Origin of the sequence: Nocardioides acrostichi, assembly GCF_015319165.1 — a bacterium.
Taxonomy (GTDB): domain Bacteria; phylum Actinomycetota; class Actinomycetes; order Propionibacteriales; family Nocardioidaceae; genus Nocardioides; species Nocardioides acrostichi.
This window is the reverse complement of sequence record NZ_JADIVZ010000006.1, coordinates 44,639-56,820: the sequence shown is the minus strand read 5'-3', so window position 1 is coordinate 56,820 and position 12,182 is coordinate 44,639. Positions and strand designations below refer to the sequence as shown.

Below are 12,182 nucleotides of genomic sequence, written 5' to 3'. Positions count from 1 at the left end.
CCCTAGGAGACAGACCCATGGCCAAGAGCATCGACGTCTCTGACCTCAACATCTACTACGGCGACTTCCTCGCGGTCGAGGGCGTCAACATGACCGTCAAAGCCCGCTCGGTGACCGCGTTCATCGGGCCGTCGGGCTGTGGCAAGTCGACGTTCCTGCGTTCGCTCAACCGCATGCACGAGGTGATCCCGGGAGCCCGCGTCGAGGGCAAGGTCGTCGTCGACGGGCAGTCCCTCTACGACCCGTCGGTCGACCCGGTCGCCGTGCGCCGCCAGATCGGCATGGTCTTCCAGCGGCCGAACCCGTTCCCGACGATGTCGATCTACGACAACGTGCTCGCCGGCAAGCGCCTCAACGCCAAGAAGGTCAAGAAGTCCGAGGCCGACGCGCTGGTCGAGAAGTCGCTGCGCGGCGCCAACCTGTGGTCGGAGGTCAAGGACCGCCTCGACAAGCCCGGTATGGGCCTCTCCGGTGGTCAGCAGCAGCGACTGTGCATCGCCCGCGCCATCGCGGTCGAGCCCGAGGTGCTGCTCATGGACGAGCCCTGCTCGGCCCTCGACCCCATCTCGACGTCCGCGATCGAGGACCTCATCCACGAACTGAAGTCCGACTACACGATCGTCATCGTCACCCACAACATGCAGCAGGCCGCCCGCGTCTCCGACGACACCGGCTTCTTCAACCTCAAGGCCACCGGCGAGCCCGGCCACCTGGTGGAGTTCAACCCCACCAAGAAGATGTTCACCGCTCCCGACAACGACGCCACCGAGGCCTACATCTCCGGCCGCTTCGGCTGATCTGGCTCTGCGCTGTGGGGCTACCCCAGCCGTGAGCCCCCTGTGGACGACGGACCACGCGCCGCGGCGATCGCGGGCAGTCTGGGTGCATGCGCACTCGAGCCCCGGCCGAGCCGTGGCACCCGGCTCGCCCGGGGCTCGAGGGTGCGTGTCTCGTCGACCCGACGGGCCGTACGGGCCGACCCCGGGTCGGACCCACGGCCGCTGCGGGCGACACGTCGCCCTGGTGGTGCTCGACAGGGCCGGCTTCGACGACCTCGTGCCGATCGAGCCGATGACCCCGCCGGTGATGACCTGCCCGGCGCTCACCGGCATCCCCGAGGCCCGCGACGCGGCGGCCCTGGCGAACCGGAGAACCGCGACCGGCCGGTCACCTCACGGCAGCTGGAAGACCGCTCGGCAGAGCCCGTAGACACCGGCGGCGACGAGCGCGGCGGCGGGGGCGGTGAGCACCCAGGCGACGACGATCGAGCGGGCCACGCCCCAGCGCACGGCGGAGAACCGCTTGGTGGCGCCCGCGCCCATCACCGAGGAGGTGATGATGTGGGTCGTGGAGATGGGGGCCTCGAACACGAACGCGGTCGTGTAGAGGACGCCCGCCGCGACCGACTCCGAGGCGAAGCCGCGGGCTGGGTCGAGGTGGATGATGCGACGGCCCAGCGTGCGCATGATCCGCCAGCCGCCCGACCAGGTTCCGGCCGAGATCGCGGTGGCCGCGGCGATGATCACCCACACCGGCAGCCCGTCGTCCGCGCTCACGTAGCCGCCGGTCAGCAGGGCGAGGAAGATGACGCCCATCGTCTTCTGGGCGTCCTGGAGGCCGTGCCCCAGCGCCATCGCGGCCGCGGAGAGCGTCTGGGCGATCCGGAACCCGCGCTGGGTGCGGTGCGGGTTGCGGCGCCGGAAGATCCACATGATCGCGACCATCAGTGCGAACGCGGCGACGAAGCCGACCACGGGCGAGACCAGCATCGGGATCACCACCTTGTCGACGATCACGCGCCACTTCACCAGCGACCCCGAGGCGACGGCCGCTCCGACCAGCCCGCCGATGAGGGCGTGCGACGACGACGACGGCAGGCCGAAGTACCAGGTGAGCAGGTTCCACGCGATCGCGCCGACGAGTCCGGCGAGCACGATGACGAGCCCGTGACTTCCCGACGGCGGCGAGATGACCGACCCGACGGTGTTGGCGACCTCCTGGCCCAAGAAGGCGCCGACGAAGTTCATGACCGCCGCCATCGCGAGCGCGATGCGCGGGGTCAGGGCACGGGTCGACACCGACGTGGCGATGGCGTTCGCCGCGTCGTGGAACCCGTTGGTGTAGTCGAAGGCGAGAGCCACGACCACGACCGTGACGACGATCGCTAGCGCCACTCAGGACTCCTTGACGGCGATCTGCTCGACCGTGTTCGCCACCTTCTCGAAGGCGTCGATGGCGCCCTCGAGCGCCTCCACGACGTCCTTGAGCTTGAGCACCTCGAGAGCTTCGTACTCGCCGGAGAACAGGCTGGCCAGGATGCGTCGGTGGTTGCGGTCGCCGGCGTTCTCGAGGCGGTTGATCTCGATCCAGTACTCCGAGAGCGACTGCATGGAGCGCAGGTTCGGCATGGCGGCCGCGGTGAGGTCGGCGCACCGGATGATGAGGTCGACCTGCTCGGAGATGCCGTCGGGGATGGTCTCGACCTCGTAGAGGACGATCATGTCGACGACCTCGTCCATCATGTCCATGACGTCGTCGAGGCCGGAGGCGAGGGCGTAGATGTCCTCGCGGTCGAGCGGGGTCACGAACGTCGAGTTCACCCGGCGAACGATCGCGTGCGTGGTCTCGTCGGCGTCGTGCTCGGCGCGCCGCATGTCGTCGGCGATCTTCTCGCGGTCGGCGTGGCCGCTGAACATCTCTGCCAGCAGTGAAGCGCCACGGACCAGGTGCTGGGCCTGGGCGCTGAAGTCGTCGTAGAAGGCCGTCTCGACGGGACGGAAGCGGAGCGCCACGAATGACCTCTCGGCGGGGGACAGATGCAGCGACAGCGTAGGGGGTCGGCCGCGTCGACGCAGCCTCGGTGGCCTCAGCTGGACTGACGACGCCCGCGCTGACGCGCGATGAGCTCCTCTTGGAGGTGCACCGAGCCGTCGTTGCGGGTCCAGATGCCGTCGGCGCCGAGCAGCCAGGCGGCGGTCCCGGAGTCGAAGGCGAGATCGAGGAGGTCGGCGATCTCCTGGCGCGAGTCCGGGTCGGGGAGCCGCACCAGCACCTCGACCCGGCGGTCGAGGTTGCGGTGCATCATGTCGGCCGAGCCGATCCAGGTGACCGGGTCGCCGCCGTTCTCGAACCAGAACACGCGGCTGTGCTCGAGGAAGCGCCCGAGCACCGAGCGCACGGTGATGTTCTCGGAGAGGCCCGGCACTCCGGGACGCAGCGCGCAGATGCCGCGCACCAGCAGCTCCACCGGCACGCCCTCGCGGGAGGCCAGGTAGAGGGCGTCGATGACGGCCTCGTCGACCACGGAGTTGGCCTTGAGTCGGATGCGCGCCGGGCGGCCCGCCCGGTGGTGGGCGATCTCGGCGTGCACCTGGTCGACCAGCCCGGAGCGCACCGAGTCGGGCGCCACGAGCAGTTCGGCGTAGGAGGCGTTGCGCGACCATCCGGAGAGGTTGTTGAAGAGGTGGCCGACGTCGTCGGTGATCGCCTCGTTGACCGTGAGCAGCCCGAGATCCTCGTACATGCGCGAGGTCTTCGGGTTGTAGTTGCCCGTGCCGACGTGGGCGTAGCGGCGGATGCCGTCGCCCTCGTCGCGCACGACCATCGCGAGCTTGCAGTGCGTCTTGAGCCCCACCAGCCCGTAGACCACGTGGCAGCCCGCTTGCTCGAGCTTGCGCGCCCAGCGGATGTTGGCCTGCTCGTCGAAGCGGGCCTTGATCTCGACGATCACCAGCACCTGCTTGCCGGCCTCGGCGGCGTCGATGAGGGCGTCGATGATGGGGGAGTCGCCCGAGGTGCGGTAGAGCGTCTGCTTGATCGCGAGCACGTGCGGGTCGGCCGCCGCCTGCTCGATGAACCGCTGCACCGAGGTGGCGAAGGAGTCGTAGGGGTGGTGCAGCAGGACGTCGTTGCGACGGGCCGCCTTGAACACGTCGACCGGCGCGGCGGACTCGACCTCCGCCAGCCGCGGGTGCGTCGTGGGCACGAACGCCGGGTACTTCAGATCCTCCCGGCCGATGTCGGCGATGCCGTGCAGGCCGCGCAGGTCGAGCGGGCCGGGCAGCCGCACCACCTCGGCGTCGTCGACCCCCAGCTCGGAGACGAGCAGGTCGAGCACCGCGGGGTCGATGGACTCCTCGACCTCGAGCCGCACCGGCGGCCCGAACCGACGGCGCAGCAGCTCCTTCTCCAGGGCCGCGAGCAGGTTCTCGGCGTCGTCCTCCTCGACCTCGAGATCCTCGTTGCGAGTGACCCGGAACGAGTGCACCTGCTGGATCTCCATGCCCGGGAAGAGCCGGTGCAGGTGCTCGGAGATGACGTCCTCGAGCGGCACGAACCGATGGTCGCCCAGCGGCACGAACCGGCTGAACGTCGGCGGCACCTTGACCCGCGCGAAGTGCTCCTTGCCGGTCTTGGGGTTCTTCAGCAGCACCGCGAGGTTGAGCGAGAGACCCGAGATGTACGGGAACGGGTGCGCCGGGTCGACCGCCAGCGGGGTCAACACCGGGAACAGCCGCTCCTTGAACAGTCGCTTGCACTGCTTCTGCTCGGCGCGGTCGAGCTCGTCCCAGCGCACCAGCTCGATGTTCTCGGCCTTGAGCCCCGGCACGATGGTGTCGGCGAAGAGTCGCGCCTGCCGCTGCGCGAGATCGCGAGTGACCTCCCAGATCTGTTCCAGCACGTCGCGGGGCATCATCCCGGACGCCGCCCGCACGGCCACCCCGGCCGCGATGCGCCGTTTGAGGCCCGCCACCCGCACCATGAAGAACTCGTCGAGGTTGCTGGTGAAGATCGCGAGGAACCGCACCCGCTCCAACAGCGGCAGGGCGTCGTCCTCGGCCAGCTCGAGTACGCGCTGGTTGAACCGCAACCACGACAGCTCGCGATCGAGGAAGCGGTCGCCGAACTCCTCGACACCCTCGAGTGCGGACTCGTCGGGCACGTAGGGCGGCTCGACGTCGAACGGCTCCTCGGGCGGCGCGTCGTGGCTCTCGACGATCTCGGCGGACATGGCCTCAGTGTGTCAGGGGTGGGTGAACGCGAGGTGACGCGCCGAGGCCTGTGTGGACTCGTCTAGGGTCGCGGCTGATGAGCATGCTGAAGAGGAGCCGCACCGCGGTCGAGCGCGCCCTGCTGAGCAGGTCGATGGGGTTGCCGCCTGCGGTGCAGCGCCGGCTGGCCGGGCCTCCGGTGGAGGTCGACGGGCAGCGGCTGGCGGTCGACACCCAGCTCATGCTGAGGCTCCAGAAGACGGCACGGCTGCCCGCGGCCGACACCCTGCCCACCGGGCGGGCGCGAGCGCAGACCCGCCACGAGACGGCGCTGGCCGGGGGTGACCAGCCGATCGGGTCGGTGCGCGACCTGACGGCGGGCGGTCGTCCGGCGCGGCTGTACGTGCCGGCGGGGGCCGCCGACGTCGGGCCGCTGCTGGTGTTCTTCCACGGCGGCGGGTTCTTCGTGGGCGACCTCGACACCCACGACGCGTCGTGCCGGGTGCTGGCGCACGGGGCCGGTGTGCGGGTGCTGGCGGTCGACTACCGGCTCGCACCCGAGCACCCCTTCCCAGCCGCGCACGACGACGCCGAGGCGGCGTACCACTGGGCGGTCGACCATGCCCGCGAGCTCGGCGCCGATCCGGCGCGCATCGCGGTGGGTGGTGACTCCGCCGGCGGCACACTGGCCGCCGCCACCGCACTGCACGCCGCCCGCACCGGCCTGCCGTGCGCCGCGCAGATGCTGGTCTACCCGGCGGTCGACCCCGGCCGCGGGTCCGACCCGGAGAACCGATCCTCGGAGCTGTTCGCCGAGGGGTTCTACCTGACCTCGGGCTACATGGAGCGCGCCAACGAGGCCTACCTCGGTGACCCCTCGGGCGACACCGACGCCGGTCGCGACCCGCGGATGTCGCTGGTGCTCACCGACCTCGCCGCCGTCGCCGACCGCCTCGCCCCGGCGTACGTCTGCACCGCCGGCTTCGACCCGCTGCGCGACGAGGGCGAGCGCTACGCCCGGCTGCTGTCGTCCGCGGGGGTCGCGGTGACGACGCGCCGCTTCGACGACCAGATCCACGGGTTCTTCAACGTGGTGGGCGTCGGTCGCACCGCCCGCGCCTGCGTCGACGAGATCGCCGCGTGGCTGGGTTCGGCTCTGGGCCAGACACCGGGCTCGACGCCGGGCCAGGCGCCGGGCTCGACACCGGGCTGAACCGACTCCGCGGGCTGAGGGTGGGGGTCCGGTACTGCGGGAGCTCGAGCTGGCGCCAGCTGGAACGCACGCCCCGCCGACCCGCCCCGGGCCTCATAGCTCCGGCCGCCACCGCCGTAGCTCGCGGGTGAACACCTCGGGGTCGACCATCCGGGCGTCGATGACGACGGGGGAGAGGGTGTCGCGGGGGAACACCACCTGCCAGCCGCGGGCGCCGGGCTGGCTACGCATCTCGACGGCGACCGAGGAGTCGTAGAGGTCGAAGCGGTGGTGGCTGCCGCCGTGGCGGATGTCGACGACGCCGTCGTCCTCGATCGTGACCTGGGCCCCGGAGGGCCGCAGTCGGTCGGCCACCACCAGCAGCACCACGGCCAGCACGGCACAGACGATGCCGACCCACAGCACGCCGAACGCGAAGGCGGCGATGGAGCCGCCGACGGCGAGCAGCGCGAGACCGAGGATGAGGGCGGCGGTGGCCATGGGCCCGGAGAACCGTGACGGCGGGGGCACGGCGGCGAGCTCGGCTCGCGCCTGCTCCAGTTGGACGGCGAGCTGGCGGGCGCGCTTCTCGGCGTCCAGCCGCTGCCGCATCTCGGCCTCGACCAGCTCGGCCTGGTGCCGGATCGACGCCTCCACCTTCTGCCGGTCGACGGCCCGATCGGCGGCGGAGCGCTCGGCCTCGGCGCGGGCCGCGAAGGCCTCGGCCGCGGCCTGCTCGGCGGCCTCGCGGGCGGCGAGCGCCTGGGCCAGCCGGGTCTCGACCTCGGCGGTGCGCTGCTCGGCCTCCGCGCGCAGCCTCTCGGCGCCTCCGGCAACCTCGGCGTGCGCCTGCGCGTCGTGCTCGGCGGCCTCGCGGGCGGCGTGCGCTGCGGTGGCCGACTCCTCGGCCTCGACCCGCGCGGCGTGTGCCTGGGTGGCGAGCCGCGACTGCTCGGCGGCGCCCTCCTCCGCGGCGGTCCGCTGCTCGTGGGCCTCGACGGCGGCCGTCGCGCGCTGCTCGGCCAGCCCGTGCGCCTCGGCGGCGCTGGCGGCGGCCTCCTCGGCCTCGGCGGCTCGAGCCCGGGCCGCCTCCTCCGCCCGCTCGCGCAGCGCCTGCGCCTCCCAGGCGCGCTCCGCGGCGCTGGTCGCCGACTCCTCGGCCTCCGCGCGCGCGTCGGCGGCGTGGGTGGCGGCCTGCTCGGCGGTGGTCCGTGCGGTGTGCGCCTCCGCGGCCGACCGTGCCTGCTCCGCGGCCGCTTCGTCGGCAGCCGCACGCAGGTCGTGGGCCTGCGCCGCCAGCCCCGCCTGCTGGGCGGCGGCCTGCTCGGCGGCCTCACGGGCGACCTGCGCGGCACGGGCGGCGTCGGCAGCCGCTGCGGACGCCGTGTGCGCGGCGTGCTCGGCGGCCGCGGCCTGGGCGGCCTGGGCGGCGTGCTCGCGGCCGGCGTCCTCGGCGAGGGTGCGCTGCTGGTGGGCGTCGCGCGCGGAGTCGGCCGCGTGGTCGGCGGCCGTCTCGGCCTCGGCTCGGGCCCGGTGGGCGGCGGCGGCGGCCTCGGCCTCGCGCTGGGCGGCCGCGTGGGCGTCCTCGGCGGAGGCGGCCGCTGTCGCCGCAGCTTGGTCGGCCAGGGCGCGTGCGTCGTGGGCGTCGGAGGCCAGCCGGGCCTGCTCGGCGGCGGCCAGTTCGGCCGCTTCGCGGGCGGCGTGCGCGGCGGAGGCGTCGTCGGCTGCGGCGGCGGACGCCGTGTGTGCGGCGTGCTCGGCGGCCGCGGCCTGACCGGCCTCGGCGGCGCGATCGCGGGCGGCGTCCTCGGCCTGCTGACGCGACACCTGCGCGGCCTCGGCGAGCTCGTGGGCCTCGCGGGCCGCCTGCTCGGCAGCCAGCCGTTCGTCGACTGCGGCGGTGGCCACGCCAGCCGCCTCGGCGGCCGCGGCGTCGGCGACCGCGCGCTGGTCCGCGTGCTCGCGAGCGGCCTGCTCGGCCCGCTCCCGCGCGGCGTGGGCCTCGGAGGCCGCCGCCTCGGCGGCGGCGCGCGCGTCGTCGGCCGCGGCGGCGCGCTCGGACGCCGCCACGCCGGCCACCTCGGCCAGCCGGCGATCCTCGGCGGCCTGCTCGGCGAACTCGCCCACCAAGCGGGCTCGCTCCTCGGCCTGCACGGCCTGCGCCCGCGCCTGCTCCGTCTCGTCGGCACGCTCCCGCGCCGCCTGCTCGGCGACCTCGCGGGCCGCGTGGGCCTCGGCAGCGAGCCGGGCCTGCTCGGTGGCCTTCTCCTCGGCGACACTGCGGGCCGCGGCGGACTCCTGCGCCGCGGTGTCGGCCACGGCCCGCGCGCCCGCATGCTCCGAGGCGGTGCGCTCGGCGGCCTCGTGGGCCCGGTGCGCCGCCCCTGCCGCCTCCGCCGCCTCGCGGGCGACGTGCTCGGCGTTCTCGCGGTCGGAGTGGGCGGCCGTGGCCGCCTCGGCGTGGGCGCGCACCGCCTCCTCGGCCGACAGCCGGGCGGCGTGCGCCTGCTGCGCCTGTTCGGCCTGCTCGGCGGCGGCGCGCTCCGCACCCTCGCGAGCCTGCTGCGCCGTCAGAGCGCTCTCGACCTGCGCAGCGGTCGTGGCTTCCGCGGCCTCCCGGGCGCGGTGCGACTGCGCCAGTCGCTCCTCGGTCTCGGCGCGGGCCGCGGCGAGCTGCTCGGCCTGCTCGTGGGCGCGCGCGAGGGCGGACTCCGCCTCCTCGCGCAGTCGCGCTGCCTCCTGCGCGGCCTGCTCGGCCTCCTCACGCAGGCGGACGGCGTCGGCCGCGGCTCGCTCGGCGGCCTCCCGCGCGTTGTACGCCTCGGCAGCCTGGCGTGACTGCTCGGCGGCGGTCTCGTCGGCGCTCTGCCGCGCTCGCGCAGAGGCGACCGCCGACTCCTCGGCGACGAGCCGTTCCGCGGCCTGCTCGGACGCCGCCCGCTCGGCCGCGGTGCGCAGCCCGAGCAGGCGATCGGCAGCCGCCGCCTGCTCGGCCAGCCGCGCCTCGAGCTCCTCGAGGGTGGGCGGCTGCTCGGCGGGCGAGGTGCCGCGAGCACGCCAGGGCCAGCGCCGCCCGGGATCACCGGTGGGCGGGGTCTCGGGCGGCCCGGGTTGAGTCATCGGCGCGATGCTATCGAGACCGAGCGTCGGCGTAGGCCGACACCACCGTGCGGCTCCGCGTCGTCCCGCATCGGTCGCGGGGGTCGGAGGCGGGGTGGGACGGCGTTTCTGCCCCCGGGACGGTGGAGTTCCATCGTCCCAGGGGCGAATTCACCGGACGTCCGGTGAATTCGCCCCGGCGCCGCCCCTCAATACACCAACGCCTGGACGTCGTCGGCGAGCACCTGCTCGGCGAAGACGGCGGCGCCGGCGATGGTGGCGCCGTCGACGAGGTCGGCCTCGGTGAGACCGCGACGGGCGGCGCACTGGGTGCAGACCACGACGGTGCCGGCCGTCAGCACGGCGGCGAGCAGGTCGGCGATGGGGGTGGCGTGGGGGAGTCCGAGGTCGGGGCCGCAGCCCTCGGGACGCTCCGGCGCGGCGTACCAGGCGGCGTCACCGGTGAGCCAGAGCGTGACGTCGGCGCCGGCCGCGGCGGCTGCTGCGGCCACGGTGAACGCCTGGTTGGTGCGCTCCGGGTCGCTCTGCGCCGTCGTGGCCTTGATGACCAGTTTCTTCACCATGGCCGTTACCGTAAGGGCCGGCGTGGGGGCACCAGACATCCTCGCGCGCCATGACGGCGAAGCGCCGAGGAAGGGACCGTGCGATGTCGACCAGCGCGTGGGAGGGCTCCAGCACCCCGCGCCCCGGTCAGCTCTACAGCGGGCAGCGGGTCGACCTGCAGGGGGTTCGCGGCGTCGGCGTGCTGTGCGTCGTGCTCGGCCACCTCTTCCTCTGGCCGCACGGCGTCTTTGCGGCCCTCGACCTCTTCTTCGTGCTCTCGGGCTACCTGATCACCAGCATCCTGTTGGTGCAGCTGCCCCGCCACGGCGCGCGGTTCTTCGCCGTCTTCTACCTCGCTCGCGCTCGCCGGCTGATGCCGATGGCCCTCCTGGTGCTCGCGGTCACGACCCTGGCCACCTACGCGGTGTTCTCGACCAGCCGCGGCAACGACGTCGCGGTCGACGCGCTGTGGGCCGCGATCTTCGGTGCGAACTGGCACTTCGCCGCCGAGGGCACCGACTACTTCAGCCAGCAGGCGGCCTCGCCGCTGCTGCACTACTGGTCGCTGTCGGTCGAGGAGCAGTTCTACCTCGCGTGGCCGCTGCTCGTGCTCGTGGCCGCGGTGGTGGCACGCAAGCGCGGGGCGCGGCCGGAGACCCTGGCCTACCTGGTGCTCGGACTGGTCACGGTGCTCAGCTTCGGTTACTCGCTGTGGCACTCCGCGAGTCAGCCGACCGTGGCCTACTTCTCCACGTTCGACCGCGCCTGGGAGTTCGGCGCCGGCGGGCTGCTCGCCGTGGCCGCACCCCGGCTCGTCCGCATCCCGCTGCTCTACCGTCAGATCAGCACGTGGGTGTTCCTCGTCGTCTTCGTGGTCACGATCTTCACCCTCGAACCCTCGATGCCGTTCCCGGCGCCGTGGGGGCTGGTGCCGGTCGCGATCACGAGCGCCGCCGTGATCAGCGGCCTCGACGGCGATACCGCGTGGAGCTGGGTGCTGCACAACCCGGTGATGGTGTGGTTCGGCGACCGGTCCTACTCGCTCTACCTCTGGCACCTGCCGGTCCAGGTGCTGCTCGTGCCGTTCTTCGCCACCGACTCGCCCGCCTACTACGTCGCAGCGCTGTCGACGTCCGTGCTGCTCACGGTGGTCGGCTACGAGCTGGTCGAACGACCCATGCGGCGCGCCCCGTGGCTGATGCTGCGCACCGAGCGCGCCCGCCGAGCCGCCGCCGCCCCGTCCGTGCCCGTCAAGAAGCCGACGGCGAAGAGGGCGCCGCGGGGTCGGCGCCGACCGACCTCGCGGCGTCCCGGACGACGACCCGTGGGCGGGCTGGCCTGGCGTCCGAGCCCGCGGTGGGGCTGGGCCGGCGTGGCCGGCGTGGTCGCGCTGGGCGCGATCGTGGTGGGCCAGATGCAGGGGCCGGGTACGCCGGTGGCCGCCACCGACCTCGTGCAGGGCACCGGTCAACCCGCCGCGCTGCGGGCGGCGCTCGACCGCACCGCGTTCCCGACCTTCGACCCGTCGCTCGAGTCGATCGCCGACACCACGTGGGAGGAGCAGCAGGCGAAGTACGGGTGCGGGGAGACCGACCCCGGCAACCTCTCCTCGTGCCGCTTCGGCAAGCCGACCGCACGGCGCACCGTGGCGGTGTTCGGCGACTCGGTCGCCGGGTCGTGGATGCCCACCGTGCGCAAGGCGTTCGTGCCCGCCGGTTGGGCCGTGCAGCAGCTGACCCTGCCGCAGTGCAGCCCGTGGGTGCTGTCGTCGTACATCGAGGAGGACGGCAGCGCCTACCCCGCGTGCGCGGCGTTCCACCAGGTCGTGGAGTCCTACCTGCGCCGGATGCCGCCCGACCTGCTCATCGTCGCCGACGCCAGCCAGCAGTCTTTGAACTCGCAGCGATCCGAGATCGGTGGCACCCAGGAGTCGGTGGCGCGCGATGCGCTGGGCCGCTTCCTGGCGCAGGTTCCCGACGGCATCGAGGTGATGGTGCTCGGTGCGCCCCCGCCGATCGCGGATCTGCGCGAGTGCGTGAGCCGCGTGGGCGGCCCGCTCCAGTGCGCCCGCAGCCCCGATCAGCTCTACGAGGATCACAAGAACGGCGAGCTCGCCGCCGCGCAGGCCGCCGGCGTGACCTATCTCGACACGCTGGCCTGGTTCTGCGTCGACGACTCCTGCCCCGGATTCGTCGGCGACACCCCGGTGACCTACGACGGCACCCACCTCACGGTGCAGTTCGGCCAACAGCTCGCCCCGCTGCTGAGCGAGGCGGTCGACCAGGCCACCGACGGCCGCTGGCCGGGCCGGGCGAGTGCCGGCGGATAGTTGCAGG

9 protein-coding genes are annotated in these 12,182 nt (G+C 73.3%); 4 read left to right on the top strand and 5 right to left on the bottom strand.

Going from position 1 to position 12,182, the window contains the following annotated elements; all coding sequences use genetic code 11:
- The first annotated feature begins 17 nt into the window (after positions 1 to 17).
- Positions 18 to 797, top strand: a complete 780-nt coding sequence (gene pstB, locus ISG29_RS12780) for a phosphate ABC transporter ATP-binding protein PstB (RefSeq protein ID WP_194503835.1) — start codon at positions 18 to 20, stop codon at positions 795 to 797.
- Between the two features lie 148 nt (positions 798 to 945).
- The gene (locus tag ISG29_RS12775) at positions 946 to 1,209 is read left to right on the top strand and encodes a hypothetical protein (RefSeq protein ID WP_194503834.1); all 264 of its coding nucleotides are present in this window, start codon (positions 946 to 948) and stop codon (positions 1,207 to 1,209) included.
- Here the strand turns inward: ISG29_RS12775 and ISG29_RS12770 are convergent.
- From ISG29_RS12770 to ISG29_RS12760, 3 genes are all read right to left on the bottom strand, one after another.
- Entirely contained in the window at positions 1,173 to 2,174 is a 1,002-nt protein-coding gene (locus ISG29_RS12770; protein WP_194503833.1) for an inorganic phosphate transporter, read from the bottom strand. The genes ISG29_RS12775 and ISG29_RS12770 overlap by 37 nt on opposite strands.
- Entirely contained in the window at positions 2,175 to 2,792 is a 618-nt protein-coding gene (locus ISG29_RS12765) for a DUF47 domain-containing protein (protein ID WP_194503832.1), read from the bottom strand.
- Positions 2,793 to 2,866: 74 nt separating this feature from the next.
- On the bottom strand, positions 2,867 to 5,011 hold the full coding sequence (locus tag ISG29_RS12760) for an RNA degradosome polyphosphate kinase (RefSeq protein ID WP_194503831.1): 2,145 nt from the start codon (positions 5,009 to 5,011) through the stop codon (positions 2,867 to 2,869).
- A 77-nt stretch (positions 5,012 to 5,088) separates the two neighbouring features.
- Here ISG29_RS12760 and ISG29_RS12755 point away from each other — a divergent pair, with 77 nt between their 5' ends.
- Positions 5,089 to 6,204: an alpha/beta hydrolase gene (locus ISG29_RS12755; RefSeq protein ID WP_235959674.1), complete on the top strand. Its 1,116-nt coding sequence runs from the start codon at positions 5,089 to 5,091 to the stop codon at positions 6,202 to 6,204.
- A 93-nt stretch (positions 6,205 to 6,297) separates the two neighbouring features.
- On the opposite strand, the gene ISG29_RS12750 is transcribed toward ISG29_RS12755, so the two are convergent.
- Entirely contained in the window at positions 6,298 to 9,303 is a 3,006-nt protein-coding gene (locus ISG29_RS12750) for a coiled-coil domain-containing protein (protein ID WP_194503830.1), read from the bottom strand.
- Positions 9,304 to 9,491: 188 nt separating this feature from the next.
- Positions 9,492 to 9,866, bottom strand: a complete 375-nt coding sequence (locus ISG29_RS12745; RefSeq protein ID WP_194503829.1) for a DsrE family protein — start codon at positions 9,864 to 9,866, stop codon at positions 9,492 to 9,494.
- A gap of 83 nt (positions 9,867 to 9,949) precedes the next feature.
- Between ISG29_RS12745 and ISG29_RS12740 the strand changes: the two genes are divergently transcribed.
- A complete protein-coding gene (locus ISG29_RS12740) occupies positions 9,950 to 12,175 on the top strand; it encodes an acyltransferase family protein (RefSeq protein WP_194503828.1) in 2,226 nt (741 codons plus the stop codon).
- Positions 12,176 to 12,182: the final 7 nt, after the last annotated feature.

Excerpts from the sequence above, each read along its gene's own strand:
- ISG29_RS12750 (WP_194503830.1), bottom strand. The coding sequence starts at position 9,303 with ATGACTCAACCCGGGCCGCCCGAGACCCCGCCCACCGGTGATCCCGGG.
- ISG29_RS12760 (WP_194503831.1), bottom strand. The coding sequence starts at position 5,011 with ATGTCCGCCGAGATCGTCGAGAGCCACGACGCGCCGCCCGAGGAGCCG.
- pstB (WP_194503835.1), top strand. The coding sequence starts at position 18 with ATGGCCAAGAGCATCGACGTCTCTGACCTCAACATCTACTACGGCGAC.
- ISG29_RS12745 (WP_194503829.1), bottom strand. The coding sequence starts at position 9,866 with ATGGTGAAGAAACTGGTCATCAAGGCCACGACGGCGCAGAGCGACCCG.
- ISG29_RS12740 (WP_194503828.1), top strand. The coding sequence starts at position 9,950 with ATGTCGACCAGCGCGTGGGAGGGCTCCAGCACCCCGCGCCCCGGTCAG.
- ISG29_RS12755 (WP_235959674.1), top strand. The coding sequence starts at position 5,089 with ATGAGCATGCTGAAGAGGAGCCGCACCGCGGTCGAGCGCGCCCTGCTG.